This window comes from Actinomadura sp. 21ATH (genome assembly GCF_041951345.1).
GTDB lineage: Bacteria > Actinomycetota > Actinomycetes > Streptosporangiales > Streptosporangiaceae > Spirillospora.
In genome coordinates this window covers 726677-752635 of sequence record NZ_JBGNUR010000002.1, presented here as the reverse complement: position 1 = coordinate 752635, position 25959 = coordinate 726677, and the positions used below count along the sequence as shown (strand labels likewise).

The following is a 25959-nucleotide window of genomic DNA, read 5'->3' as shown; positions in this document are numbered from 1 at the left end:
CGCGGCGAGCCGGCCGAACGCGCCGGAGCCCGGCTCCGCGGCGTCACCGGGAACGGCCCCTGACCGGTCCCGGCCTGGCCGTACGCGCCCTCAGCGCGCGAGCGCGTCCGCGATGAGCTCCGCCCAGCGGCGGTAACCGGAGGCGGAGGGGTGGAAGCGGTCCCGGGCGAAGAAGTCCGGGCCCACGGGGGCGATGCCCGCCGAGCCGACCCACGTCGCGCGCGGCCGTTCGGCGCAGACCCGCCGGGATTCGGCGTCGAGGGCGTCCGCGCGCCCGGCCAGGTAGCGGCGCAGCGTGCCCGGAAGCGACGGGAACGCCCCGAACGGCGGTACGCCCGCCACCGCGACCCGCTCTGCCCGCTCACCGAGCGCGTCGGCGATGGCCGCGAGGTCGGCGCCCCAGGCCGCAGGAGAGCGCAGGTGCAGCACGTCCCCGACGCCCGCGAGGAGCACGGCGACGTCCAGGTCCTTGCCGACCCGGGGGAGGAGCTCGCGCCGGATCACGTCCGAGGTGACGGAGTTCCGCCCGGCCGCCTCCCAGCTCACGGGACGTCCGGACCGCTCGGCCAGCTCGCGCGCCAGGCAGCCCGCGAACCCTTCCTCGTGGGTGCCGACCCCGCATCCGGCGGCGGTCGACTCGCCCAGCACGGCGACGCGCAGGGGCGCGCCGTCGCCGGTGCCGGTGCGTCCCTCGGCCGGTCCGCCGGCCTCGGGAAGCCGCTCGGTCCTCAGCCGGACCCACGCGCCCTGGACGGCGATGACGGGCAGCAGCAGCGCACTCATGAGATCGTCCCCTCTCGACGCAGCGATCGGACGGCGGCGCGGCTCCCGCCCGACAGGTCCGCGCCGATCGCCTGCAGCAGCACCACGAGGGCGCCGTCTCCCATGAACCGTGCGATGCCGTCGGGCCCGACCCCGGTCAGCCGCCCGACCTCGTCCAGTACGGCCCCCAGCAGCGCGCGGCAGCGCGCCGCGACCGCCTCGTCCCGGCGCGCGGCGGCGCACGCCTGCAACCACAGGCCGGTGACGACACCGTCGGCGACCATGTCCCGGAACGCCGCGCCCATCGCCCGCAGCGGGTCGTCCGTTCCCGCCTCCGCGGCCGCTCGGAAGACCTCGACGACCCGGCCCTCCAGCTCGTCCAGGCACGCCAGGAAAAGCGCCTGCTTGCTGCCGAACAGCCGGAAGACGTACGGCTGTGACACCCCGATGTCGTTCGCGACCTGCTGCACCGCGGCCATCGTGAGCCCGTGGTCGGCGAAGACCCGCATCCCCGCTCCGACCGCCTGCCCTCGCCGCTCCGCGGCCGTACTTCGCACGGCTCCCATGCCGGGGAAGCTACATTAGTTACCACTTACTAACAAGAGCGCCACAGGTCAACGATTGTAGGCCAACGATTGTTGGCAATAGGGTGGGCGGCATGCGCAGATCCTCGACCGAGACCAAGGCCGTGATCCTCAAGGCGGCCCGCGAGCGGTTCGCCGCCGACGGCTACGACCGCGCCACCATCCGGGCCATCGCGGCGGACGCGGCCATCGACCCGTCCATGGTCATGCGCTACTACGGCAGCAAGCAGCAGCTCTTCGCCGCCGCCGCCGACATCGACCTGCGCCTGCCCGACCTCACCGCCGTCCCGCGCGACGAGATCGGCCGCGTCCTGGCCGCCCACCTGGTCGACCGCTGGGAGGGCGACGCCCTGCGGATCCTCCTCCGCACCGCGGTGACCGACCCCGACATAGCGGAACGGATGCGCACCATCTTCGCGGCGCAGCTCGGCCCCAAGGTCGCCGATCTCACCGGCGATCCCGCCGAGGCCCCCGCCCGCGCCGGACTCGCCGCCACCCAGGCCCTCGGCTTCGCCCTGTGCCGCTACGTCCTCCGCCTCCCGCCGGTCGTCGCGTTGGAACGTGACGAGGCCGTCGCCTGGCTCGCTCCCACGTTCCAGCACTACCTGGCCGGCCCCCGCCCCTCCTGACCCGGTTCCTCGCCGTCCCTGGACGCTGGGTGCGATCAAATTCACATCTCGGTTACCAGTAAAGTGGGTGGATGCGGCTGACGAAGTTCACTGATCTGGCGTTGCGGGTCGCGATGCGGCTGGCGGTCGCGGGCGAGGGGGAGACGCCGACGTCGCGGGAGGTCGCCGAGGCGGTGAACGCGCCGTACACCCATGTCGCCAAGGTGGTGAGCCGGCTGCGGGGAATGGGGGTGCTGGAGGCGCGCCGCGGGCGCGGCGGCGGGCTCGTGCTGACCGAGGCCGGTCGGGCGGCGTCGGTCGGGCACCTGGTCAGGGCGCTGGAAGGGCACGGCGACGTGGTCGGCTGCGAGGACGACCCGCCCTGCCCGCTGCGGTCGGCGTGCCGGCTGCGGATGGCCTTGCAGACGGCGCAGGAGGCGTTCTACCAGGCGCTCGACCCGATCACCGTGCGGGATCTGGTGGACGAGCCGGTACGGCCCGTGCTGGTCCGGCTGCTGCGCGGATAGCGGTGCCCCCGGATGGGGTCCGGGCGACCCCGGCGAGATAATAAGAATCTCAGATGCCGATTTTGGAGGTCGTTCGATGCTGTCCGAACCGTCCGCCGCCATCGTCCGCGCCACCCTGCCGGCCGTCGGCGGCGCGATCGACCGGATCACCCCGCTGTTCTACGGCCGGCTGTTCGAGGCCCACCCCGAGCTGCTCCGCGACCTGTTCAACCGCGGCAACCAGGCCGACGGCACGCAGGCGAAGGCGCTCGCCGGATCCATCGCCGCGTTCGCCACACTCCTCCTGGAACGGCCCGACCAGCGGCCCGACGCGATGCTCGCGCGCATCGCGCACAAGCACGCCTCCCTGGGCATCACCCCGGACCAGTACACGATCGTGCAGCGGCACCTGTTCGCGGCCATCGCCGACGTGCTCGGCGACGCCGTCACGCCGGAGGTCGCCGCCGCCTGGGACGAGGTGTACTGGCTCATGGCCGGCGCCCTCATCGCCATGGAGGCGCGGCTGTACGCGCGGGCCGGCGTGGAGAACGGCGACGTCTGGCGGGACTGGAAGGTCGTCGGCCGCCTGGAGGAGACCGCCGACGTGGCCACGTTCATGCTGCGTCCCGCTGACAGGGCGCCCAGCCCGCCGTTCCAGCCCGGCCAGTACGTCTCGGTCCGCTGCCCCCTGCCGGACGGCGCCAGCCAGATCCGCCAGTACAGCCTCTCCTGCGCGCCCAACGGCACCGACCGCTGGATCTCGGTGAAGCGCGTCGCCGGTACGGACGGCGCCCCGGACGGCGAGGTCTCCAACTGGCTGCACGCGAACGTCCGGGAAGGGGACGTGCTCACGGTCAGCGCCCCGTTCGGCGACACGGTCCTGGACGAGGGGGAGTCCCCGGTGCTGCTGGCGTCCGCCGGTATCGGCAGCACCCAGACCATCAGCATGCTCGCCCACCTCGCCGCCACCGGCTCGGAACGGCCCGTGACCGTCGTCCACGCCGACCGCACCGAGAGCACCCACCCGTTCCGCACGGAACTCGACCTGCTGGCGGGCAAGCTGCCGCACGCCGACGTCCACGTCTGGTACGAGCGGCCCGAGAGCCCCCGCGCTCCCGAGTACACGGGCCTGGCCGACCTGGCCGGCGTGGAGGTCCCGGACGGCGTCCGCGCCTACCTGTGCGGGCCCGTGCCGTTCATGAAGTCGGTCCGCGGGCAGCTCCTCGCGCGCGGCGTCCCCGCGTCCCGGATCCACTACGAAGTCTTCGGCCCCGACCTCTGGCTGGCCGGCGCCGCCGGCTGAGCCCGCGGAGTGTCGGTGGCGGGCCGTAAGGTCGCCTGCCATGGACGAGCCGCCCGCCGAAGACGCCCTGGTCATCCCGGACACGTGGCGCCGGGTCCTGCATCCGAGGCGGGGCGGCGTGCCGGGACCGCCGATCGAGATCGACGCCCGGGCGGGGGCCGTCCTGCGCGAGCACGCCGCCCGGAAGCGGGCCGAACTCGGCCGGGTGCGTCCCGGGACGGGCGGCGATCCGGAGATCGTCGCGGCGGTCCGGGACCATCTGGACGGCCGGCCCTGCCCGCTGGGAGCGGCGGCGGTCGCGTACGTGCTGTTCTCCGGCACGGCCGGCCCTCCCGGTCCGCACGAGGGCCGGCCGCCGCGGTGGCTGGCGGACGCCTGGGTCTCCGAGCACGGCGTCCCGTTCGCCGCGGCCGCCTGCGCGGAGGCGTGCGCGCTGGAGACGGCGGCGAACCGGAGCGCGGACACGCGGACGAACCCGGCCTCCGCTATCGCCCGCGCGACCGCGTTCTCCTCCCGCGATGACGGCTTCCTGCAGCTGGCGGCCCGGATGCGCGCGATCCTGGCCGCCGCCGACGAGCACGACTACCAGGAGGCCGTCGCCCGCCTGGCCGGCCACCGGCGGACCGAGCCGCAGCGCGTCATCGTCTCGTTCCTGGTGCCCACCCGGCAGGACTGGACGGACGAGTGCCGCGTCGTCACCGAGCCCCGGAGCCCGTACGCCTGGATGCTCTGGTGCTCCTTCGGCGACGCCCGGCAGGCCGGCCGGATGCGCGGCTGGCCCCTCGACGGGAACGGCGCGCTCAGCCTGGACGTCCTGGCCACCGCCGCCGAGGGCATCGGCGCGCGCCTCGTCCCGGTGCTGCTGCGGGCTTTGAACGCGCACCCCCACCCGGGCCCGGACCGCAGGGTCCTCCTTGAGGTGCTGAGCGCGATGCCGTCCGACGAGGCGCTCGCGGCACTGATCGAGCGGCGCGGGGAGACCCTGGCGCTTGAGGCGCTCACGGCGGCGATGGACCGCTACCCCGTACGGGCCCTGCGCCTGCTCGCCGACACGGCCGCGGCAGAACAGGCGAGCAGGCGCACGGCCAAGGACACCCAGCTGTCCGACCTGCTGGCGGACCTGCTGACCTGGCACCTGAGGGCCCATCCCGAGCCGGCCGCCGCGGAACGGCACCGGCCCGCCGTCGCCCGCGTCCTGGACGCCGAGACGCGCGCCGAACCGGCCGCCCCCGGCGACCTCCCGCGGGTCCTCGCCGAGCCGCCCTGGACCCGCGAACGCGAGAAACGCGGCGACCCCCGCGTCATCGAGCTCGACCCGCCCGGCGAGCGCGCCCTGGTCTGGGCGCCGGGCGAGCGGGAGTCCTGGGCGCGCGCCGCCTCCCCGAGCGGCCGCTGGTACGCGGGCACCGGCCACGACTGGCCGGCCGCCGTGAAGTCCTGCCGCGAGGAGCCCGCCGGGTACGCCATCGGCCACCTGATCGCCGAAGGCCCCGAGGACCTCGTGCGGCCGCTGCTGTCCGAATGGCACTGGCACGCCAGGGACTGGGAGGCCGCCGACGGCGTCTGGATGCGGGCCGTCGTCGCCCGCCACGGATTCGACGCCCTCCCGGCGGCGCTGCACGCCGCCCGCGCCAACCCCGGCGGCTGCGGGAAACCGCTCCTCCCGTACCTGGACGACGAGGTCGCCGCCCTGATGGCCGGCCGCCTCGCCCGCCTGAAGAGCGCCCGCCCCACGGCCGTCGCCTGGTTCGGCCGCCACGGCGCGGCGGCCGCCCGCGCCCTGATCCCGTACGCACTCGCCCCCGCCTCCAAGCCCCCACCTCGCCCGGACGCCGCCGCGGCCGGCCGTGATGTCGATCGCCGCGACGCCGAGCGGGCGCTCCGCCTCATCGCCTCGGACATCGGCACCGAGGCGGTCGTCGACGCCGCCCGCTCCTACGGCCGCGAGACCGCCGGCGCGATCGCGGCCCTGCTGTCCACCGACCCGCTCGACATCCTCCCGCCCCGGATCCCCAAGCTCCCCGCCTGGGCCGACCCGGCGCGTCCGCCGGGGACGACCGGCAGCTCGCCACCGCCGCCCGGCAGCGCTACACCGCCCTCAGGAAGGAGGTGAAGGCGGTCGCCGAGGCGCAGATCCGGCGCCTCGAAGCGGCCATGGTCGACCGCCGCCGCTGGAGCGCCGCCGAGTTCCGCGACCTGTTCGCGGCGCACCCGCTGCTGTGGCACATCGTCCGCCGCCTCGTTTGGCTCAGCGAGGACGGCGGCAAGACCACCGCCTTCCGCCTCGCCGAGGACCGCACCCTCGCCGACGCCGACGACGCCGTCCTCACCCTCGCCGAGTCCGCCGCGATCGGCCTCGCGCACCCCGCCGGCCTCGGCGACCGCCTCGACGACTGGCGCCAGACCTTCGACGACTACGAACTCCTCCAGCCGTTCCCCCAGCTCGACCGTCCCGTCGCCGCCCTCACCCCCGCCGAGCGCCGCGCCACCCGCCTGGCCCGCTTCGAGAACCTGCTCGTCGACCCCGCCGGCCTCGCCGCCCTCCGCGCCCGCGGCTGGACCCGCCGCACCCCGGACGGCGCCTACGTGGACGACTGCCTCTTCCGCCCCGCGCACCCGTCCGGCTTCGTGATCCTCAACCTGTCGCAGAGCCACGACCGCACGGAGAAGGTCACCGGCATCTGGCACGGCGCCCGCCCCGGCCCGTACTCGCCCGGCCCGGCCCGCCCGCTGAGCGACCTCCACCCCGCCACGGCCTCCGAACTCCTCACCGCCCTGGCCGCACACGTCCGGCGCCCCGAGCCGCCATGAGGTCAGTCCTCCAGCAGCGCCTTGTCCCGCCAGTTGGGCTCGTGGCCGCCGAGCACATGGGCCAGCCGCGCGAGCGCCTTCGCCCGGGCCGGCACGCCCTCGATGTCACGGGCCCAGCGTTCGGCGCGCCCGGGATCGGCCGCCCCCACTCCGAGGGCCAGCCGGGTCAGCGCCCGGTCCCGCAGCTCCTGGTCCGCGATGCCCCGGGCGACGCGCTCGGCCCGGTCCGGCGCCACGGGGACCAGCGCGACCGCGATGGCGTGCAGGGCCTCGTTCCTGCCGAACGGCAGGGACCGCGACCGCAGCGTTCCGGCCACCTCCTCGGCCCGGTCCGGGCGCACCGCGGCGATCTCGGCCGCCGCGATGCCGAGGGCCTCGACGCGCTTGGCGGGGCGCACGTTGCGGCCGGCCGTGCGGAACGCCTCGTCGATGAGGCGCCCGCCCCGTTCGGGATCGGTGGCGGCCAGCGCCGCGCCGACCGCGGCCAGCGTGCGGATCCGCTCCATGCGGAAGACCACGTACGACGGCGCGGCCCTGGCGATCTGCTCGGCGCGCAGCGGACGGGCCGGGGCCAGGGCCACCCCCAGCTCGCGCGCCCGCCAGAGGTCCGCGCCCATGTAGAGGACCGAGCCGACGATCCGGTCGGCCCGCTCCGGGTCGGTGGGCGCGACGGCAGCGGCCACCGCCTCCAGCGCCGTGTGCGGCCCGTGGACGTCGAGACCGCGGGACACATCGGGGACGGAACGGGCGATCCGCTCCGCGTCGTCGGGACGGGCGGTGGCGAGCGCCGCCGCGAGGGCGGTCAGCATCTCGGCGCGCCGCGGTTCCGCGGCGATCGACCGGGCCACCCTCTCCGCGTGCTCGGGCCGCTCGGCCGCCGTCGCGACGGTCACGGCGTGGGACGCCTCCGCGCGCCACCCGGGATCGTCGATGGCGCCGAGGAACTCCTCCGCCACGTCCGCGTCGACCGCCGGCCCCAGCACGTCGAAGATCGCGCGCCGGTACAGCGGGTATCCGGACGAGTCCGCCGGGACGGACTCGCCCGCCTCGCCCGCGATCCGCCCGGCCCACGCCGGATCGGTGCGGGCGACCCCGGCGGCGACGAGCCCGAGCAGGATCGCCCGGGTCGGCGGGTACTCGGTCGCCCGCGCCCACTCGACGGCCAGTTCCGCGTCGACTCCCGCCATCGTGACGGCGAACGTCTCGTCGTCCGGCGGGAGGAAGCCGGCGGGGGAGTCCCGCGCGACCTCGCGGAGCAGCGCGCGGGCCCGGCCCTGGTCGGTCTCCAGCATCGCCGCGCCCACCATGCCCACGGTCCCGGGACGTTCCAGGTCCTCCGTCACCGACAGCACGACCGCCTCGTCGAACAGCCGCAACACCAGGTCGCCGGGCGCCGGGTCGGCGGGCCCCTCGTCCACGTCCACGTCCACGTCGACGCCGGCCCCGGCCGCCACGCCCTCGTCCCGGTCGTCCACCGGGGCGGGGCCCGAACGCCCGAGCCCGCGCAGCAGCAGAGCGAGGTGCGCGGCACCCGCCGGACGCTCCGCGGGCTCCTTGGCCAGGAGCGCCAGCACGAGCCGGTCCAGTTCCGGGGGAACCTCCTGCCGCAGCGCCCTCGGCCCCTCGGGAACCGAATGCAGATGGTGCAACAGCAGCACGTGCGGCGGCCCCGGCGGGAAGGGCGGCACGCCCGTCAGCATCTCGTGCAGCACGCACCCCAGCGAGTACAAATCCGAACGCTCGTCGACGTCCTCCCCGCGGCACTGCTCCGGGGACATGTACGCCACCGTCCCGACGACCGACCCCTCCGCGGTGAGGCGCCCGCCGGCGTCGGCCGCCCGCGCGATGCCGAAGTCGCAGATCTTCAGCCGCCCGTCGGTGCCGAGGAACAGGTTCGCCGGCTTGAGGTCGCGGTGCACGATCCGTTCACCGTGCGCCGCGGCCAGCGCGTCCGCGGCCTCGGCGGCCAGCGAGACGGCCCGCCCGACCGGCAGCCCCTCCGGCGCCCCGGCCAGCACCGCCGCGAGATCGGTGCCCTCCAGCAGCTCCATCACGATGAACGGCCGGTCCTCGTGGCGCCCGGTGTCGTGCACCACGGTGATCCCCGGATGCCGCAGCCGCGCCGCGATCATCGCCTCGCGGCGGAACCGTTCCTGCGCATCGGGCACGTCCTCGATCGCCGGCAGCACCTTGACCGCCACCGCCCGCCCGAGCCGCAGATCCTTCGCGCGCCAGACCTCGCCCATCCCGCCGCGGCCGATCCGCTCCGCCAGCCGGTACCGCCCGTCCAGCTCCATGCCAGCCCGCACCACGGCCTCCACCCAGGCTCGCCCCGAACGACTGATCATAAACCGCCCGACACCACCGAAAACAGCCCGAGCCAGACCCCACTCAAACCGCCAATATCACCCACCAACCGCAACCCTCCAGCGAGGACCGCCCCACCCCTCTCCAGTACGCCAGATGACCGACACCCCGAACGCCTGGTCGAGCATCTCGGCGACCCACTCCTCTCCGGGCTCGCGCGCGCCAGGACCACGAACGCGTGATCGGCCTTCACGCCCTCGGCACGCCGAACCTCCAGAAGCCGCAGCACCGCCGGCCGCAAATGCGAATAACCGTGAGCCCCGTCCCTGACCACCTCCGTACAGCAGCCGCCCGTTCCGCGTATCGCAGACGACGTCCGCTGTGGGAGAGCCCGTCTCCGGCAGCAGCCGCGCCCGGCACAGGTCGGCGATCAGGCTGCGCCCGACGTGCTCGTGCACATGACCGCGCCGTTCCTCGCGCACGGCCTCCTCCAGCGCGGAATGTACGCCTGGAACGGTTCCGTGCGCGTGGCCGTCATCGTCGAGGGGCTCAGCTCGCCGGGGAGCGGCTCGGCGTGCACGATCGTCAGCGACTGGGTGCAGGGGAGTCGGTGGTGCCGCTCGGCGTTCTGCGCTCGCCGTTCAGGCGGCCGCGGCGGTGGTGCCGAGGGCGGGGGCGGGGGCGTCGTGCCAGGTGTGGAGGAAGGCTTCGACCAGGCTTTCGGCTCGGCTCAGGGGGACCGGCTCGCCGGCGGTGCGGCGGCGGGCCATCGAGGCGAGGGAGTCGGCGATCTCGTTGAGGGGATGGCCCGAGTGGGCCTTGACGTGCGCGGTCCGCAGGGCGGCGGGGCGGGCCGCGACGCGTTCGGCCAGCCGTACGAGGGTGGGCGGGCGGCCGTGCCTGCGGGGGCGCAGGTCGTATCCGTGCGGCATGTACGAGACGTCCCCGCGCTGCCAGGCGCGGAGGAAGCGCAGCGCGTACAGGCTGTCCATCATCAGGAGCAGCACGCGGTCGTTCGCCACGCGGTCGTTCTCCAGGCGGTCGTTCTCCAGGCGGTCGAGCAGGAGGGCGACGGCGCGCAGTTCGCTGACGAGGACCTTGCTCTTCCCGGTCGGGTCCTGCGGGGCGGGCCGCCAGCCGCGCATGCCCCAGCGGCCGTCGCCGACGACGTACCCGAGACCGCCGGTGCCGCGCTTCCAGGCGGCGTCCGTCGCCGCCACCAGCGGGCCGCCGCCGGTGAAGCCCGCGACGCGCCCTTGCCAGGGGGAGGCCTTCACGGGTCTTTTCGGCTGCGGGGGAAGCTGGGGACAGGACGCTCGGTGGGCGCCCGCGTCCACGTAGTGCTCGGCCTCGGCGAGCAGGTCGCCGGCGAGGCGCTCGCGGCCGGCCGCGGCGGCCTCGAAGCAGAGCCGCAGGGCGCGCCGGGCGATGCGGCAGCAGGTGCAGCCGTACGCCCTGGTGGCGCACGCGCGGAGACGCTGGGCGCGGCCGGCGAGGTCGGGCGGGAGGAGGGCGCGGGCGGTCTCGAAGTCGTCCGGCCGCATCGTCGTGAACGTCATGGGGCATCAACTCCGCGTCGGGGGTGTGCCGGTATACGTATAAGCTAACCACACAGTCGACTGTGAACGCAATCAACCACGTGAACGGTCGAAGGAGGGGTGTGGCGCGGAAGCCGGGCGGGAGAGGAGACTGGGGCACGGGGTCGGCGGGCCGAAGGAGGCGGATGTGCGGCGGGGGCTCGTGCTGGCGGGACGCTACGAACTCGACCAGGCGATCGGGCGCGGCGGCATGGGCGAGGTCTGGCGGGCGTACGACCAGCTCCTCGACCGGCGGCTGGCGGTCAAGTTCATCCTCGTGCACCCCGACGACGCCGGCGGCGACCTGATCGCGCGGTTCGAGCAGGAGGCCCGCAGCACCGCGCGGCTGGACCACCCCGGCGTCCCCACGGTGTACGACCTGGGCGAGCACGACGACGAGGTGCGCGGGCACTCCCTGTACCTGGTGATGCAGTACGTCGAAGGCATGACCGTGGACCACCTCGTCGACCTGCACGGAACGTTGCCGGTCTCCTGGGCCGCGCTGATAGGAGCGCAGGTCTGCGCCGTGCTGGCGGTCGCGCATCAGCGGCCCCTGGTGCACCGGGACCTCAAGCCCAGCAACCTCATGCTGTGCGCTGACGGTTCGGTGAAGGTCCTCGATTTTGGTGTCGCCGTCGGGCTCGCGCCGGATGACGTACGGAGGACGTCGACAGGAGCGGGCGCCCCGTACACGCCGGGTTACACCGCGCCCGAGCAGATGTACGGCAGCCCAAGCCCGCAGAGCGACCTCTACTCGCTGGGCTGCGTTCTCTACGAGCTGCTTACGGGACGGCAGGTCTTCCCAGGGGACACACCGTACGAGGTCATGCGCCGGCACGAGGACGACGTACCGGTGCCGGTGCGTGAACTGCGGCCGGAGGTCCCGGCCGCGTTCGACGCGCTCGTCCTGCAGATGCTGGCCAAGCAGTCACCGGACCGCCCCAGCGGCGCGCACGAGGCGTACGAGCGCATGCTGGAGTTCGTCACGGGGCTGGAGCCGCTCCCGGGCGCCGTGGACATGGCGCCCGCGCCGTCCCGCCTGTACGGCCGGGCGCAGGCGCGCATCCGGATCGCCGACACGCCGCAGCCCCCGCCGCCGCCCTCGCGGCGGGCCGCCGGGCCGGTACGGCTGCCGTCCCACGGCGAGGTGGCCCAGGCACGGGTCGAGGCCGCCGACCTGGCGTCCGCCGGCCGCTTCACCCAGGCCGCCGAACTGCTCTCCGACCTGGCCGAACCCGCCCAGCTCTCCCTGGGCGACGACGACGCCGAGGTCCTGCACCTGCGCCTCGACCTCGCCGAGGTGCTCTACCAGGGCGGCGATTACCGCCGTGCCATACCCGCGTACCGCGTCGCGGCCAAAGGACTGTCCGAATGGTACGGCCCGCACGACGACAAGGTCCTGCACTGCCGCGAGCAGGAAGCCGTCTGCGAGGCCCAGCTAGGAGAGACCGACAAGGCCATCCGCTTGCAGGAGGCCCTGCTCGCGGACATCTCCGACCCGTACGACGACCTCTCCCTACGCCTCCGCGTACGCACGGGACGCTTCCGCCTGGCCGCGGGCACCGGAACCAGGGACGAACTCTCCGCCCTCCTGGCCGACATCCGCGCCCACTACGGCGACGACCACCCGCACGTCCCGGAACTCGTGGAACTCCTGGCCGAACTCCCCGGCTAGGAGGGCAGGAACGCGCTGGGAGCCTCCGCGTACGACACGTACAGATGGTCGCGCGCCCGCGTGCACGCCACGAACAGCAGGCACCGCTCCATCTGCAGGTCCTGCGCGTGCGCCTTCGGATCCTCCTCCTCGGCCGCGATGGCCGACGGCGACGGAACGGACGCCTCGTCCACCCCGATGACCGCGACGCACCGGAACTCCAGCCCCTTCATCCGGTGCATGGAGCCGATCTGCACGCCGTCGGACTTGCTCGGAGCCTGGTACGCCGTGATCCCGGCGGCCTTCAACCGGCCCGCGGCCTTCTTCACCAGGTACGTGTAGCGCGCCGCGACACCGATCGCGCTCGGCTCGACGCCGTCGTCCAGCCACGCCCGCACCTGCTCGACCAGCCCGTCCAGCTCGCCGTCCACGTCCTCGTACCGCCTGACCACCGGCCGCCGGCCGTGCATGGGGGAGCGGTAGCCGTCCAGGGTGTCGGCGGAGTCGTCCAGCCCCTGCGCCGGAACGAGCCCGAGCAGCGGCACCGCCCAGCCGAGGATCTCCTGCGTCGTGCGGTAGTTGAGCCTCAGCTTGGCGCTGCGCCCCCGCACGTTGATCCCCAGGCCGGCCAGGGAGACGTGCCGGTCGTAGATCCGCTGGTGCGGGTCCCCGACGATGAACAGGTCGTCCGGCCCCTGCGCCACCAGCCGCCGCAGCAGCCGCCACTGCGTCGGGTGGATGTCCTGCGCCTCGTCGATGATCACGTGGTCGTACTCGGGCGCCCGCACCAGATCGGCCGCCTCGTTCGCCAGCTGCGGGAACGTGGACTTCCCCGCCGCCCTGAGCGCGGCCACCACCCGGTCGATGGCCTTCCACACCACCGCCCGCTGCGCCTTTCCCAGCGGGACGCCGCGGCCGGTGCGGCTGCACGCCAGATACTCCTCCTCGCTCGCCAATTCCTGAGCCAGGACGACGTGCTCCCATTCCCGCCGCAGGAACGTCGGCGAGAAGGGCAGCCCTTCGGCCGCCTCCTCCCACAGCGGGTCCACCACGTCCGCGCCGGCGATTCCCGGCCGGTGGTGCCGCGCGACGATTCCGTACGCGACCCGGTCGACGTTCACGACCTCGATCCGGTCCCGTACCCTCGCGTCCTCGATGAGCAGGGCGAGCTGCTTCTCCAGCGCCTGCGCGAGATTCTTCGTGAACGTCGTCAGCAGGATCCGCGCCCGCGGATCGGCCTGCGCCAGAAAGCGCGCCCGGTGGAGTGCGGTCACCGTCTTTCCCGTACCGGCACCCCCGGTGACCTGCGCCGGGCCGCTGTACGACGGCCGCAGCGCCACCTTCCGCTGCACCGGATGGAGGAAGATGCGCCAGGTGTCGAACGGGTGCGCCAGGATGTCCCGCAATTCCTCCGGCCCGTTCACGAACACGACCCGCTCCGGCGTGCGGCGCATCGCCGTGACGATGTCCTCCGGATCCACCGCCGGCGGCGGCTGCTCGGTCGCCAGGCATTTGGCGACCTCTGCCCACGCCTGGTCCACCGTCATTCCCTGCGCCAGCGCCAGCAGCGCGATGTACTGCGGTTCCGGCAGGTATTTCTCCAGCGCCTGCAGATGCGCCTCGGTCGTGATCAGCCGCACCAGCGGAATGAGTTCCGGGTCCACTCCCAGCTTGGTCAGGTCCTTGTCGAAAAGGTGCTCGAAAAGCCGGTACTCGCTGCTCTCCGCCGCCTTCTCCAGCGCCGGCGAAATGTCGTCCAGCGCCTTCTGGTCGCGGACCTCCAGCACGCCGATCGCCTGGTTGACCGTGAACTTCCTGCTCTTCGCGTACGCGATCGCCTCATCGTGCCCGAGCACCGACAGCAGGCAGTAGACGTCGCCCTTCTCGGGCGCGAGCACCACCCCGCGCCAGAACAGGTCGATCCTGATCGTCCGGATCCGCGGGTCCTTCGCCCCGCTGAGCTTCTCCAGGTGCAGCCCGGCGTGCGAGTGCTCCGCGAACTTCGCGAACGCCGCCTCGACCCCCTTGCGCACCTTCGGCTCCAGCTTCGCGTACTGCGGCATGAACGAGTCCGCGACAGCCAGCTGCGCCACTACGCGCGCCTCCTCCACCACCTGACCGGATGTCGCTCACATCCTAGAAGCGAAGATAAGCACGAACTTCCTGCCGGCCTGCGCCACCGTGTCCACCCCTGGACAAAAAGAACGCGCGGACTGGACGCCTCCGTGCCGCGTCAGCGCTTGACCATGATGCCGCCGCATTCGTACAGGTCCGAGCCGAATCTGGAGGCTCCGGGGAACCGGGCCGGTTCCTCATCGGAGACCAGGCCACGAAGTGGGCCTGAGAGGCCGCCGAGGTCGGGCTTGCCGGTCATGGTGCGGTTCATACGGCGGGCAGTGTGTCCTGGCCGTACGGTGGCCGGCCGTTAGCGGCGAAGGCGATCGTCGCACCCCACGCGAAGACGTCGGCGGCCGCGGTGACGGTCAGGCCGGCGAGCTGCTCGTCGTGCCCCATGTCCACCGTCGGGCGGTGCGGAAAGGTGCCACCTTCCGGGCGGCCCTGACCTCTCTGAGGGCGTTCGTGCGCGCGTCCCGGTGCAGCACTTTGACGGCGACGCGCGCGGCGGCACGGTCCGGCCTTTGCGGGGAAAACGGAACGGCGAAGTGGATCGGTGTGGTCGGTCGGCATTGCTTCGAAGCTGCGAACCAGTGATCGACTTGCAGGGAGAATAGGGGATATAAACGGCGATACTTGACAAAACTTGCTGATCAGCTTGGGGTATCGGTATTTGGCGGCACGGGTATAAGTGAGGAAGAGAAATCGTCCCGTCCTCATGGAGCCTCGATGTACGCCTCCCGCCTGACTGCCGTTACCGTGAGTGCTTTTATGCTCACCGCTGGTTCCGCCGTCATGTCCGAGTCCGCGTCCGCGGCCGTGACCAACTATGTCGCGTTGGGTGATTCGTACTCTTCGGGAACGGGGGCGGGGAGCTATGACCCGGGGGCCGGTGCGTGCAGCCGCAGCGCCAACGCGTACCCGAAGAAGTGGGCGGCGGCGAATTCGCCCGACTCGTTCAAGTTCGTGGCCTGTTCGGGGGCGACGACCTCGACCGTCACCAGCGGCCAGCTGGGGGCGCTCAGCTCGTCCACGACCTTCGTGAGCATCACCGTCGGCGGCAACGACGCCGGGTTCGGCAAGGTGATGGAGGCGTGCGTGCTCCGGTCGACCGCGTCCTGCGAGTCGGCCGTGAAGAAGGCCGAGGGCTTCATGGAGGACACGCTGCCGGGCCGGCTCGACACGCTGTACGGGAAGATCCGTTCCCGGGCGTCGTCGGCGCGCGTCGTCGTGCTCGGCTACCCCCGGCTGTACCTGAAGAACAGCGCGGGATGCGTCGGGCTCAACCAGACCAAGCGGAACGTCCTCAACCGGGCCGCCGACACGCTCAACACGTCCATCGAGAAGTCCGTCGCGCGCGCCGGATTCGTCTTCTCGGACGTGCGGGACGACTTCTCCGGGCACGAGCTGTGCTCGGGCGACGGCTGGCTCAACGCGGTCACCTTCCCCATCGGCGACTCGTACCATCCGACCGCGCGCGGCCACGCGAAGGGCTACCTGCCCGCCCTCAAGTCCGCCGTCCGCCGCTCGCTGGCTCTCCGTCAAGACTCCTAAACTGCCGCCACTCCAACGCCTCGGGCGTCGCGTAGGGTCCCGCGACCGCACGGTGTGCGTCCACTGTGTGGGCGCTGAGTCGAGCCGACTTGCCCGCCAACGTTCAGTCCAGGATCGTCCAGATCGTCTGCGTCGCGGTGAAGACGAGACCGGCGGCGGTGAGTAGGAGCATCGACTGCTGTTTCGGCTCAACTGTCGGGTTGGCCTGTGCCTGCGGCTCCATCGTGTGGGACGCCTGATGGGAAGACCCTGGCCGAGCCGGTGCGCCGGGCGTTCCGTGCCTGAGTCCCATGAGGCGAAGCAGCGCGTCGGCCTTTAGCGCGCGATGGGCCGCCTGCGCCCTGCATGCGTAGAGGCGCCCGGAAGCCGGCTGCCGGCAGGGATGCCCGCGGACGGTCTGAACGCCGCACGTTGTGGGGCAGTAGCACAGTTCGTACACCACCCAGGCGAGTACGGGCAGGAGCCACAGTTGCATGCTTCCGTTCTGCCAGGCGAGGGCGCAGAGGAGGACGATTGCCGCCCACCAGCCCAGTGCGGTGTTCCGGCGCTTCTCGTATTGTGTCGGGCGTCGAGCCATCGCAGTCTTCCTCCCCGCGTCGATGACCGCTGCTGGGGACGATATGCCCTCCGCGGAGGCCCGGAGAATGCAGAAGTTCACATTCCAGGCTACGAGGCTCCGGTCATTTTCGGTCGCCTATAACATGCGATTGATGCTACGACTTCGCTGTGACTTGGGGAACGGATTGCGACCCGTGTTCGGTCTCGAGTGACAAGGGGGCGAGCGGAGCCGGTTCCGGCCGCATTCGCGAGGTGGTCTTACCCTTGCAGTCCGTTGCGTCGGTGCCCATCGATGTGGGACGCCCGATCTATGTTGCGTGCATGCGGCTGTCCGGCGCAGTGGAGGAGGGAGTGCTGGTGCCGTGTTCCTGGTGGTGGAAGGTGCTGCCAACACGAATACGGACCGGTTCCGACGATGGTCGGCCGAAGAAGTCGAGAAAGCTTCGAGAAAAATACGAGCGAGCCTGGCGGTGTGGAAAAAGCGCGCCTCGAGAGGAGTGGATGCGGCCACGGCTCGTCCGTGCGCTCGGAGACGATTCTTTGCGCGAGATTGAGAGCAAGTGGCACGTGCTGGCCTGTCGAGAGCTAGCGAATATCGCCAGGGCCATCGAGGGGGTCGAGATTCGGCACGATATCCCGCCCCAAGATCGTTCTGCAAGAGGCAAGCGAGCCGAACGGGGACGTCGCGGTGGGTGGGTCAGGCGGCGGGTTGTCGGGCGGGGGCGCGGAAGACCTGGTCGGTGTGCCAGCCGATGTGGGCGGGGCTGGGGGAGGGGAGCCCGGGCTGCGGTTCGCGTACGGGGCGGCCCGACAGGTCGTGGACGAGTGACACGGCGGAAGGGGCGCGGCCGACGAACTTGCGAGAGACGGCGACCGTACGGTCCGCGGCCACGCCCAGCACACCGCGGTCCAGGAGCCGGTGGTGGAGGGCGCACAGGCACAGGCCGTTGGCGACATCGTCGGGTCCGCCGTACGCGCGCCACTGGAGGTGCGCCGCGTCCAGTCCTACGGCCGTGCCGTTCAGCCAGCCTTCGTAGCCACAGAACGCGCAGCAGAACTCGTACGCCTCCAGGACCTCCATGCGGAACGCCGGATCGCGTGAGGGAAGGACCTTTCCCGCAGGGGCCGCGTCCAGTTCCAGCCCGACCTCCTGGCAGATGTCGTCGTGCAGGGACGGTTCGAAGTTGGCGTCCAGGAGGGCGCGGGCGAGGTGCCCTAGGAGAGCGGGGTCGGCGGTCAGCGCCGCCGTGAGGTCCGGGTGCAGGCGGCCCTGGACGCCCGGTGTACGGAGCGCGCCCAGCGCGGGACCGGGGCTGCCGGGTCCGGCGGGCGTGTCGACGACCCAGATCGTGTCGTCGTTGGTCAGGTGGTGGAACGGGTAGCCGGGGCTGGTGGGACGCGGCGGCCCGAACTCCCGGAGGAGGCGCCGCAGGGGCTCCTCGGCGGCGGAGAACTCCATCGGGCGCGCCCCGTCACGCTGGAACCGGCCCAGGGCGAGCAGGAGCAGCAGCGGCTTGTGCGGGGCGCGTTCACCGTGCCTGGCGTGCCGGCGGATGCGCAGCACCCGATCGATCCAGGGGTCCAGTTCCACGCGGCAAGGATAGGCGGGTCAGCGGCATAGGCCGCCGCCGCAGTCGCCGTCGCCGTCGTGGTCGAGGGTGTGCTCCAGGTCGAGGTACTCGTCCTCGGGCCACAGGTGGTCGGCCAGGCAGGCGAGGTACTCCTCCTCCCAGGGCTCCAGCTCGGCCGTCATCGACTCGGGGTACGGGCCGAGTGGCTCGGGGCCGGGTTCCGGGTCCGGCGGTACGGGCCGCGGGGCGGGGACGGGGCGGGCCGCGCCGGTCTCGCGGGAGCGGCGGAGCCGGCGGAGCCGGCGTGGCAGGCTCAGGACGGCCAGGCCGGCCAGAGAGGTGAGAACGAGGACCGTGATCACACCACGCTGTCCTTCCGTAAGAGCCTTTCGTAAGGAGCAAAGCAGTTGAAAGCTACTAGCCGGATGTTTCGGAAGGGCAACGACATGCCGCGTGCGGGGAAGAGTGATGCCGGGAAGTTTTCTCCCGCTTGGCGGGAGGCGCGCGAGCTGGGGCGCCTCGTTTGGGACTACCTGGTGTTCGTGACCCCCATGGCGCGCGCGGAGGTGATCCTCGCGATGGGCTGCCACGACGTGCGCGTCGCCGTCCAGGCCGCGCGGCTCTGGCACGAGGGGTGGGCGCCGCTGGTCGTGGTGTCGGGCGGGCGCGGGAAGGTGACGTCGGGCTGGGCCGAGACGGAGGCGCGGGTGTTCGCCCGTGCGGTGCGCGAGCACGGCGTGCCCGCGGACGCGCTGCTCCTGGAGGAGACCGCGACCAACACGGGCGAGAACATCACCGCCACCCGCCGCCTGCTGGAGGGGCGGGAGATCCGCCGCGGCATCCTGGTCGCCAAGCCGTACATGACGCGGCGCTCGCTGGCGACGGCGCGGCGCCGGTGGCCGGACGTCGAGTGGCTCGCGTCGGCGCCCGAGGTCGGGTACGAGGCGCACGTGGACGGCCCGGACGGCCGGCGGTTCCTGGAGCTGATGGTCGGCGACCTGCGGCGGATGGCGGTGTACGCGGAGCGCGGTTTCCAGGTGCCGGTGCCCGTGCCGGAGGAGGCGTGGGCGGCGCACGAGGAGCTGGCACGGCTCGGCTACGGGCGCTACCTCACCGGGTGAGCGCGGTCGGGCGCCCCCGAGAATGTCAGACCCTCCGGATAGCGTTCCGGGTAGAGCGAACGCCACGAGAGAAGGCCACCATGAACGCCTCGGATCTGGCACAGGTGCTGTTCACGACGACGCTGCAGGCGTCCGAGCACCCCACCGACGAGCGGGTGCGCGAGGCCATCGGCGAGCGGCTCCGCGCCGGCGACCCGGCCCGCTTCGCCGCCTGCGTCGCGCAGGAGGCCGGCGACCACCCGCAGGAGTACGCCGAACGCATGCGCTGGGCCCTCGACGCCGTCGACCGCGCCTACGCCCCGCGCCGCCGGCTGATCGCCGCCTGACCCGCCCGATACGTCGCCCGGCCCTGGCGGGCGAGGGGCGGGGCGGGCACAATCGGCGGCATGGGGACGAGGCAAGCGTTCACTTACTGCCGGATCTGCGAGCCGCTGTGCGGGCTGGAGGTGACCATCGAGGACGGCGCCGTCGAGCGGATCCGGCCCGACCGCGGCCATCCGCTGTCCAAGGGGTTCGCCTGCCCCAAGGGCATCGCGATGACCGAGATCCAGAACGATCCGGACCGCGTGGTGCGGCCGCTGCGCCGGCGGTCCGACGGGGAGTTCGAGGAGGTGGGCTGGGACGAGGCGCTGGACGGCATCGCGGCGCGGCTGAACGCGCTGCGCCGGCGGCACGGGGGTGACGCGATCGGATGGTACTTCGGCAACCCCGCCACGTTCTCCTACAGCCATCCGCTGTGGCTGAACTCGTTCATGGCCGCGCTGAAGTCGCCGCACATCTACTCGGCCGGATCACAGGACGTCAACAACAGGTTCGCGGCGAGCGCGCTGCTGTACGGGGCGCCGACGCTGGTCCCGATCCCCGACCTCAAGCGGACCGACCTGCTGCTGATGCTCGGCGCGAACCCGCTGGTCTCGCACGGCAGCATCATCTCCGCGCCGCGGATCAGGGAGGACCTGGCGGCGATCGTGCGGCGCGGCGGGCGCGTCGTGGTGGGCGATCCGCGCCGTACCGAGACCGCGCGCGCCTTCGAGCACCTGCCGGTACGGCCGGACGGCGACGCCTGGCTGCTGCTCGCCCTGCTCAACGTCATCTTCGCGGAGGGGCTGGCGGACCGCGCCGCGTGCGAGCGGCAGGCGAGCGGCGTCCGGACGCTGCGGCGGCTGGCGGCGGACTTCACGCCGGAGGCCACGCAGGAGCACAGCGGCGTGCCGGCCGGCGACGCGCGGGCGCTCGCGCGGGACCTGGCGGCGGCCGGGCGCGCCGTGGTGTACGGGCGCACCGGCACCTGCCTGGGCCGGTACGGCACGCTGACCGCGTTCCTGATCGACGCGGTGACGCTGGTGACCGGCAACCTCGACCGGCCGGGCGGCGGGATCTTCGGCGCGGCGCCGCTGCGCGTCGACGAGATCCTGCGGCTGTCCGGGCTCGCGACGTACGGCAGGACCCGGTCGCGCGTCGGCGCGTACCCGGACGTGCTGGGCACGTTCCCGGCCGGGGTGATGGCCGAGGAGATCACCACGCCGGGGCCGGGGCGGCTGCGGGCGCTGGTGGTCTCGGCGGGCAACCCCGTCCAGAGCGTTCCGGGCAGCGCCGCGCTCGACGCCGCGCTGGACGAGCTCGACCTGCTCGTCTGCATCGACCTCTACGTGACCGACACCGCGCGCAAGGCCGACTACGTCCTGCCCGCCACGACGTTCCTGGAGCGCGAGGACTTCCCGCTGCCCTTCCTGCAGAACCACCTCACGCCGTACGTGACCTGGACCGAGGCGGTCGTGCGGCCGCGCGGCGAGGCCCGCCAGGAGTGGGAGATCATCGAGGCGCTCGCACGCCGGATGCGGCTCGGCCTCGGCGCGTTCCCCGCGCAGCGGCTCGCGCACCGGCTGGGCGTCCGGCCGTCGCCCCGGTTCCTGGCCGACGTGCTGCTGCGCACGGGACCGCGCGGGGACTGGTACGGCCTGCGCCCCGGCGGGCTGAGCATCCGCGCGCTCCGGAAGCGCCCGCACGGCGTCGTCCTGGCCGACCACCACCGGACCGGGACGCTCCGCCGCCGGATCGCGCACGAGGACCGGCGCGTCCACCTCGCGCCGCCGGAGATCGCCGCGGAGATCGGACGGCTCGCGGCCGCGCCCGCCCCGCCGCCCGACCGGCCCCTGCGGCTGATCGGCATGCGGGAGCTGCGCTCGCACAACTCGTGGATGCACAACGCCCCCGGGCTGATGAGCGGCCGGCGCGAGCACGCGGCGCGCGTCAACCCGAAGGACGCCGCCGAGTACGGGATCCGGGACGGTGCGCGGTGCCGCATCTCCTCGGCGTACGGGGAGATCGAGCTGACCGCCAGGGTCACCGACGAGATGGCCCCCGGCACCGTCGCCGTGCCGCACGGCTGGGGCCACCAGGGCGGCTGGAAGCTGGCCAACGCGTCCGGCGGGGCGAACGTGAACCTGCTCGCCTCCCCCGACCCGCACGGCCTCGAACCGCTGGCGGGCATGGCCCATCTGAACGCAGTCCCGGTCGCCATAGCCCCGGCGGGCGGCGATCGAGCCGGCTAAAGGGGAGGCGAGGCGTAGCGCGGCGCGGGAGCGAGGCCGGGCTCAGGCGGGCTGGATGGGACGGTGCGGGGCGATCACGCGGCCGTCCGGGAGCAGCTCGCCGGTGTCCTCGAAGAGTACGGTGCCGTCGCAGAGGAGGCTCCAGCCCTGCTCGGGATGGCTGGCGACGGTGCGGGCGGCCTCGCGGTCCCGGCCGTACGGCGCGGGGCACGGCGGCTGGTGCCGGCAGGCGGCGGATGCGGTTGCGGAACGATCGAACGGTCGGGTCGACATCGGATGAACCTCCACAGCGTCCTAATTTAGGACACAAAGCAGCATGCCTACGGGTGACCGTAATATGCAAGTGCATGGGGAATTCTTTACTTTCCCCGCTGTGAGAACGATCAACGGCGGAGATCGTCGTCGGCCTCGTCGCCATGGTCGACGTCGAGTCCCACGATCGACAGGCAGCCGGTGCAGATCCATTCGGCGATGACGGCCTCGGGATCCGGCGCGTGCGTGCGGTACGGGTGCGCGAGGCGGCGCCGGCGCATGCCGTGGCCGCAGGAGGAGTGCAGGAGCCGGCCGCACTGGGGGCAGGGCCACACGTCCTCGCGGCGGAGCCGGCACTGCGGGCACAGCGGCTCCTCGTAGCCCTCGGGAAGCTCGGTGGAGGCGTACTCGTTCCGCCACTCGAGTTCGAGGTCAAGGTACTCGTCCGCGGGCCAGAGGTGGTCGGCGAGCCAGGCGAGGTACTCCTCGGAGCCCGGATCGAGGACCGCGGTGAGCGACTCGGGGTGCTCGGCGGCGCCGTCCGCGGCGGGCGCCGCCGGGGGGCGGGCCGCCTCCGCTCTGCGCCGTGCCGTGGCCAGCAGCACGAGCAGGCACAGGAGCGCGGTGGCGGCCAAGCCTGTCGCCGTGGCCATCGTGGCTTCCTTTCATGATCTTGTCGTGGGCGGGGTCGGATCATGAATTCCGTTCACAAAACGCTGCGAACGCTACAAGAAAGGCTGTTTACGGAAAAGTCGATCTCTCCAGGGTCTTCGGCGGGGTGGTGGTGTTAGGGGTGTCCGAAACCTCGGGTTCGCGATGTCGGGTGTCCATGATCACGTTGACCTCTACGCTGTGGGGGCGGACTCGGACGATCTTCGACAGGGGCGTGTGTGAACCAGGAGGCGGGACGGCCGCGGATCGATGATCTGGAGGCGGCGCTGGCGTCGGTCTCCACCGCGGCTCGGCTGGGCGGGCTGCTGCTGGAACTGCGGCATCGCGCCGGCCGGTCGATGCGGGAGCTGGAGACGGGCAGCGGCCTGCCGAGGCAGGCGATCTCGGACCTGCTGACCGGGCGGCGGTTCCCGGACGAGCCGGGCCTGGCGGCGTTCCTGCGGGCGTGCGGCGTACCGGACGGCCGGATCGGCCCCTGGCTCGCGGCGGTGGCCCGCTACGGAACGGTCCACACGATGACCGGAGGGCGGCCGGGTGCGACGCCCGACATGACCCTCCCGCTGCCGCCCGAGCTGGACCCGGACGCCACCGTGAACGACGCCGTGCGCGGCGGCGGCGCGCTGCACGGCGACAGCACGGTGGTCCTCCCCGGCCCGGTGCAGGAGACGATCGCGAAGGTCCGGCAGGAACTGCTGGGGAAGGTCCGCGAGGAGTTGCGCGGCGAGGTCCGCCAGAAGCTGCTGGCGGAGGCGCGCCAAGAGCTGCTGACCGGGGCCCGCGAAGAGCTGCTGGAGTCGGTGCGCAAGGAGCTGCTGGTAGGAGCCCGCAAGGAACTGCTCGCGGGAGCGCGCCAGGAACTGCTGGCCGGGATCCGCGAGGAACTCGTGGCGGAGGTCCGCGAAGAGCTGCGGACGGACGCGCCTCAGGAGCCGGCGAAGGCAGAGGCGCACCGGAAGTCGCTCGCGGAAGCCCGCGAGGAGCTGCTGGAGGGGTGCCGCCAAGAGCTGCTGGCGGACGTCCGCGGCCAGGCCGCGGCGATCATCAGTGCGGCCGAGCGGCAGGCGCAAGCGGTCCTGGACGCGGCGGCCGGCCGGGCCGACCTGACCAGGACGGCGCCCGGATGGGACGAGCGGACCGAACGAGCCGAGCCCGCCGGCCGGCTCGGGCGGGAGACCGGAGACGAGGCTGAGGGGAACGAGCAGGCGGGACCGCGCGACGCGCACCGCGAGCCGGAGGAGACGTCCCTCGCCCGGCTGCTCGGGGTGGCCGCGGCCGGCCGGGCGGGCTGGTCGGCGGAGCGGCGGCCGGTGCCGGTCGGGGTGGACGGGCAGGGCCGGCCGACCGAGGTCGTCCTGGAGGAGCACGGGCTCGTCGTCGGGGCGGGCAACACGGAACTGCTGCGCGCCGTCGTCCTCGGGCTGGCGATGACCCGCCCGCCCGAGGCGCTCAACATCCTGCTGCTGGCGGAGGACGGGCTGTCGGCGACCGCCGGGATGGACGCGCTGCCGCAGGTCACGGCGCGGGTGACGGTCGGCGACGCGAACGCCGCGCGGCTCTGCGAGGCGCTGTCGGGAGAGCTGGCGCGCCGCCGGGAGGCGCTGCGCGCGGCCGGTGACCTGCCCTCCGTCCGGGACTACGCGAAGGCCCGCGAGACGGACGCGTTCCTGGACCCGCTTCCCGACCTGCTCGTGGTCGTCGAGGACCTCGCGGCGACCGTCGAGGGCAGGCCCGGACTGGGCGAGCTGCTCGCGCTGATCGGGCGGACCGGCGCCGCGCTGGGCGTCCACCTGCTGGCGGGCACCGAGCGGTACGACGAGGACCGGCTGCACGGCGTCCACCGCCATCTGGGCAACCGGATCGCCTTGCGCAGCGCGTCCGGAGCGGACACCGAGGCGCTGCTGGGCGGCCCGCCACCGGAGCGCGCCGCCACCGGCACCGACGCCCCCGCCGATGCCGCCGAGGGCTTCCTCAAGCACGGTACGGGCCCCGCCACGTGGTTCAGGGCCGTGTCCGCCCCGGGCGGCCTGCTCGGCACCCTCGCGGAGGAACTGTCCGGGCACGGGGCGGAGGAGCCGTACCGGATCTGGACGCCGACGCTGGACGAGACGCCGCCGCTGCACGAGCTGCTCGACCTGCTCGACGCCGCGGACCACGACCACGGCACGGGCGAGGGCCTGCGGGCGCTTCTGGGACTGGTCGATCGGCCCTTCCGGCATCGCCGCGACCCGTACTGGCTGGACCTCTCGGGCGACGGCGGGAACGTGGCGGTCGTGGGCAGGGCCAGGAGCGGCAAGTCCACCGCGATCCGGGCGCTGGTCACCTCGCTGGCCCTGACCCGCGGCCCGGACGAGGTGCGCTTCCACTGCGTCGACCTCGGCGGCGGCGCGCTCGCGGACCTGGACGTGCTGCCGCACGTCGCCGGCGTCACGACCGGCTTCGATCCCGAACGGCTGCGGCGCACGGTCAAGGAGGTCTGGACCGTCCTGGAGTCCCGGGAACGCGAGAACGCCCGAGGAAGGAACGACGACGACACGGCCGGCGACGCGAACGGCGGCGGCGACCGCGGGCCGGACGTGTTCCTGGTGATCGACGGGTGGCCGACGCTGCTCCGCGACTTCGAGCCCGTCGCGAAGACGGTGGCCGACCTGGCGGCGTGCGGCCTCCCGTACGGTGTCCACGTCGTCGCGTCGGCGGCCCGCTGGAGCGACTTCGGGGAGGACGCCCGGAAGCTGTTCGGCTCCCGCGTCGAGCTGCGGCTGCCCGACCCCGACGAGTCCGCCGTCGACGCGGAACGGGCGCGGGACGTCCCGGCCGGGCGTCCCGGCCGCGGGCTGGCGGCCGACGGCGCGCACTTCCGCGTCGCGACCGCCGACGTCGAGGAGCTGTGGAAGCCGTCGGCGTCCCCGACGGCGATCCCGCTCGGCGGCACCGGCCGGCCGGTGTACGCGGACTTCGCCGAGGACCCGCACCTGCTCATCGAGGGAAGCGCCGGGCCGAGCAGGACCGCGCTGCTGCGCCGGGTCACGGCGGGCATCACCGAGCGCTACGCCGCCGACCGAGCCAAGATCGTCTTCATCGACTACGACCGAGCGCTGGTGGACGAGGCGGGCACCGAGCACCGGCTCGGGTACGCCGCGACCGCGAACGGCGCGGCGTCGCTGGTGAACGACATCCGGGCGTCGATGGAGCGGCGGCTGGCCGCGTCCGGCGAGGAGGCGTGGACGGGCGTCGAGCTGTTCGTGGTCGTCGCCGACCGCGACCGGGTCGCCGCCCCCGAAGGCGATCCGCTGGAGCCGCTGGCCGGGCTGCTGCCGCACGCGCGGAGGATCGGCCTGCACCTGGTCGTGGCCGCCGCCGGGGGCGACGACGCGTTCGCGGCGATCAGGCCCCGCCTCCGGGCCGGCCGGCCCGATCCTTCCGGCCGTCCCGACCGTCCCGACCGTCCTTAAGTC

The 25959-nt window shown here is 73.2% G+C and carries 22 protein-coding genes; 11 read left to right on the top strand and 11 right to left on the bottom strand.

What is annotated here, in order from left to right:
* Positions 1 to 90: 90 nt before the first annotated feature.
* Together ACA361_RS09965 and ACA361_RS09960 are read right to left on the bottom strand one after the other, a co-directional pair.
* The gene (locus tag ACA361_RS09965; RefSeq protein WP_375011542.1) at positions 91 to 783 is read right to left on the bottom strand and encodes an SGNH/GDSL hydrolase family protein; all 693 of its coding nucleotides are present in this window, start codon (positions 781 to 783) and stop codon (positions 91 to 93) included.
* Positions 780 to 1328, bottom strand: a complete 549-nt coding sequence (locus ACA361_RS09960; RefSeq protein ID WP_375011541.1) for a TetR/AcrR family transcriptional regulator — start codon at positions 1326 to 1328, stop codon at positions 780 to 782. Before ACA361_RS09960 ends, ACA361_RS09965 begins: the two co-directional genes overlap by 4 nt.
* Before the next feature lie 92 nt (positions 1329 to 1420).
* Here ACA361_RS09960 and ACA361_RS09955 point away from each other — a divergent pair, with 92 nt between their 5' ends.
* From ACA361_RS09955 to ACA361_RS09935, 5 genes are all read left to right on the top strand, one after another.
* The gene (locus ACA361_RS09955) at positions 1421 to 1975 is read left to right on the top strand and encodes a TetR family transcriptional regulator (RefSeq protein WP_375011540.1); all 555 of its coding nucleotides are present in this window, start codon (positions 1421 to 1423) and stop codon (positions 1973 to 1975) included.
* A 71-nt stretch (positions 1976 to 2046) separates the two neighbouring features.
* Entirely contained in the window at positions 2047 to 2481 is a 435-nt protein-coding gene (locus tag ACA361_RS09950; RefSeq protein WP_375011539.1) for an RrF2 family transcriptional regulator, read from the top strand.
* A gap of 76 nt (positions 2482 to 2557) precedes the next feature.
* Positions 2558 to 3763, top strand: a complete 1206-nt coding sequence (locus tag ACA361_RS09945; protein WP_375011538.1) for a globin domain-containing protein — start codon at positions 2558 to 2560, stop codon at positions 3761 to 3763.
* Between the two features lie 40 nt (positions 3764 to 3803).
* On the top strand, positions 3804 to 5876 hold the full coding sequence (locus tag ACA361_RS09940) for a hypothetical protein (RefSeq protein WP_375011537.1): 2073 nt from the start codon (positions 3804 to 3806) through the stop codon (positions 5874 to 5876).
* Positions 5789 to 6574: a DUF4132 domain-containing protein gene (locus ACA361_RS09935; protein WP_375012002.1), complete on the top strand. Its 786-nt coding sequence runs from the start codon at positions 5789 to 5791 to the stop codon at positions 6572 to 6574. The genes ACA361_RS09940 and ACA361_RS09935 overlap by 88 nt, the downstream gene beginning before the upstream one ends.
* A 2-nt stretch (positions 6575 to 6576) precedes the next feature.
* Here the strand turns inward: ACA361_RS09935 and ACA361_RS09930 are convergent, their stop codons facing one another.
* The gene (locus ACA361_RS09930) at positions 6577 to 8883 is read right to left on the bottom strand and encodes a protein kinase (protein ID WP_375011536.1); all 2307 of its coding nucleotides are present in this window, start codon (positions 8881 to 8883) and stop codon (positions 6577 to 6579) included.
* A gap of 639 nt (positions 8884 to 9522) precedes the next feature.
* Positions 9523 to 10440 carry a ribonuclease HI gene (locus ACA361_RS09925; RefSeq protein ID WP_375011535.1) on the bottom strand — a complete coding sequence of 306 codons (918 nt, stop codon included), beginning with the start codon at positions 10438 to 10440 and terminating at the stop codon, positions 9523 to 9525.
* A gap of 166 nt (positions 10441 to 10606) precedes the next feature.
* On the opposite strand from ACA361_RS09925, the gene ACA361_RS09920 reads away from it, so the two are divergent.
* On the top strand, positions 10607 to 12133 hold the full coding sequence (locus tag ACA361_RS09920; RefSeq protein ID WP_375011534.1) for a protein kinase: 1527 nt from the start codon (positions 10607 to 10609) through the stop codon (positions 12131 to 12133).
* Here ACA361_RS09920 and ACA361_RS09915 read toward each other — a convergent pair.
* The 3 genes from ACA361_RS09915 to ACA361_RS09905 form a co-directional block, all read right to left on the bottom strand.
* Complete coding sequence (locus ACA361_RS09915; protein WP_375011533.1) at positions 12130 to 14205, bottom strand: UvrD-helicase domain-containing protein; 2076 nt, start codon at positions 14203 to 14205, stop codon at positions 12130 to 12132. The genes ACA361_RS09920 and ACA361_RS09915 overlap by 4 nt on opposite strands.
* Before the next feature lie 140 nt (positions 14206 to 14345).
* Positions 14346 to 14486 carry a hypothetical protein gene (locus tag ACA361_RS09910; protein ID WP_375011532.1) on the bottom strand — a complete coding sequence of 47 codons (141 nt, stop codon included), beginning with the start codon at positions 14484 to 14486 and terminating at the stop codon, positions 14346 to 14348.
* A gap of 8 nt (positions 14487 to 14494) precedes the next feature.
* Positions 14495 to 14632: a hypothetical protein gene (locus ACA361_RS09905; RefSeq protein WP_375011531.1), complete on the bottom strand. Its 138-nt coding sequence runs from the start codon at positions 14630 to 14632 to the stop codon at positions 14495 to 14497.
* A 324-nt stretch (positions 14633 to 14956) separates the two neighbouring features.
* Between ACA361_RS09905 and ACA361_RS09900 the strand changes: the two genes are divergently transcribed.
* Positions 14957 to 15781, top strand: coding sequence for an SGNH/GDSL hydrolase family protein (locus ACA361_RS09900; RefSeq protein ID WP_375011530.1), 825 nt, complete (start codon positions 14957 to 14959; stop codon positions 15779 to 15781).
* 1255 nt (positions 15782 to 17036) lie between these two features.
* Here the strand turns inward: ACA361_RS09900 and ACA361_RS09895 are convergent.
* Both ACA361_RS09895 and ACA361_RS09890 read right to left on the bottom strand, forming a co-directional pair.
* Positions 17037 to 17924, bottom strand: a complete 888-nt coding sequence (locus tag ACA361_RS09895) for a phosphorothioated DNA-binding restriction endonuclease (RefSeq protein ID WP_375012001.1) — start codon at positions 17922 to 17924, stop codon at positions 17037 to 17039.
* Between the two features lie 24 nt (positions 17925 to 17948).
* Positions 17949 to 18272 carry a hypothetical protein gene (locus tag ACA361_RS09890; RefSeq protein WP_375011529.1) on the bottom strand — a complete coding sequence of 108 codons (324 nt, stop codon included), beginning with the start codon at positions 18270 to 18272 and terminating at the stop codon, positions 17949 to 17951.
* 174 nt (positions 18273 to 18446) lie between these two features.
* Between ACA361_RS09890 and ACA361_RS09885 the strand changes: the two genes are divergently transcribed.
* The 3 genes from ACA361_RS09885 (at position 18447) to ACA361_RS09875 (ending at position 21583) form a co-directional block, all read left to right on the top strand.
* Entirely contained in the window at positions 18447 to 19031 is a 585-nt protein-coding gene (locus ACA361_RS09885; protein ID WP_375011528.1) for a YdcF family protein, read from the top strand.
* A gap of 80 nt (positions 19032 to 19111) precedes the next feature.
* Positions 19112 to 19357, top strand: coding sequence for a hypothetical protein (locus ACA361_RS09880; protein ID WP_375011527.1), 246 nt, complete (start codon positions 19112 to 19114; stop codon positions 19355 to 19357).
* Between the two features lie 60 nt (positions 19358 to 19417).
* The gene (locus ACA361_RS09875; protein WP_375011526.1) at positions 19418 to 21583 is read left to right on the top strand and encodes a molybdopterin-dependent oxidoreductase; all 2166 of its coding nucleotides are present in this window, start codon (positions 19418 to 19420) and stop codon (positions 21581 to 21583) included.
* Between the two features lie 42 nt (positions 21584 to 21625).
* Here ACA361_RS09875 and ACA361_RS09870 read toward each other — a convergent pair whose 3' ends face one another.
* Entirely contained in the window at positions 21626 to 21856 is a 231-nt protein-coding gene (locus ACA361_RS09870) for a DUF5999 family protein (protein ID WP_375011525.1), read from the bottom strand.
* Between the two features lie 110 nt (positions 21857 to 21966).
* Complete coding sequence (locus ACA361_RS09865) at positions 21967 to 22488, bottom strand: hypothetical protein (protein ID WP_375011524.1); 522 nt, start codon at positions 22486 to 22488, stop codon at positions 21967 to 21969.
* Between the two features lie 237 nt (positions 22489 to 22725).
* Between ACA361_RS09865 and ACA361_RS09860 the strand changes: the two genes are divergently transcribed.
* A complete protein-coding gene (locus ACA361_RS09860; protein ID WP_375011523.1) occupies positions 22726 to 25956 on the top strand; it encodes an FtsK/SpoIIIE domain-containing protein in 3231 nt (1076 codons plus the stop codon).
* The last annotated feature ends 3 nt before the right edge of the window (positions 25957 to 25959 follow it).

Coding starts and splice junctions, on each gene's coding strand:
- ACA361_RS09875 (WP_375011526.1), top strand. CDS start 19,418: ATGGGGACGAGGCAAGCGTTCACTTACTGCCGGATCTGCGAGCCGCTG.
- ACA361_RS09960 (WP_375011541.1), bottom strand. CDS start 1,328: ATGGGAGCCGTGCGAAGTACGGCCGCGGAGCGGCGAGGGCAGGCGGTC.
- ACA361_RS09945 (WP_375011538.1), top strand. CDS start 2,558: ATGCTGTCCGAACCGTCCGCCGCCATCGTCCGCGCCACCCTGCCGGCC.
- ACA361_RS09925 (WP_375011535.1), bottom strand. CDS start 10,440: ATGACGTTCACGACGATGCGGCCGGACGACTTCGAGACCGCCCGCGCC.
- ACA361_RS09865 (WP_375011524.1), bottom strand. CDS start 22,488: ATGGCCACGGCGACAGGCTTGGCCGCCACCGCGCTCCTGTGCCTGCTC.
- ACA361_RS09910 (WP_375011532.1), bottom strand. CDS start 14,486: ATGACCGGCAAGCCCGACCTCGGCGGCCTCTCAGGCCCACTTCGTGGC.
- ACA361_RS09940 (WP_375011537.1), top strand. CDS start 3,804: ATGGACGAGCCGCCCGCCGAAGACGCCCTGGTCATCCCGGACACGTGG.
- ACA361_RS09950 (WP_375011539.1), top strand. CDS start 2,047: ATGCGGCTGACGAAGTTCACTGATCTGGCGTTGCGGGTCGCGATGCGG.
- ACA361_RS09955 (WP_375011540.1), top strand. CDS start 1,421: ATGCGCAGATCCTCGACCGAGACCAAGGCCGTGATCCTCAAGGCGGCC.
- ACA361_RS09870 (WP_375011525.1), bottom strand. CDS start 21,856: ATGTCGACCCGACCGTTCGATCGTTCCGCAACCGCATCCGCCGCCTGC.
- ACA361_RS09880 (WP_375011527.1), top strand. CDS start 19,112: ATGAACGCCTCGGATCTGGCACAGGTGCTGTTCACGACGACGCTGCAG.
- ACA361_RS09900 (WP_375011530.1), top strand. CDS start 14,957: ATGTACGCCTCCCGCCTGACTGCCGTTACCGTGAGTGCTTTTATGCTC.
- ACA361_RS09965 (WP_375011542.1), bottom strand. CDS start 783: ATGAGTGCGCTGCTGCTGCCCGTCATCGCCGTCCAGGGCGCGTGGGTC.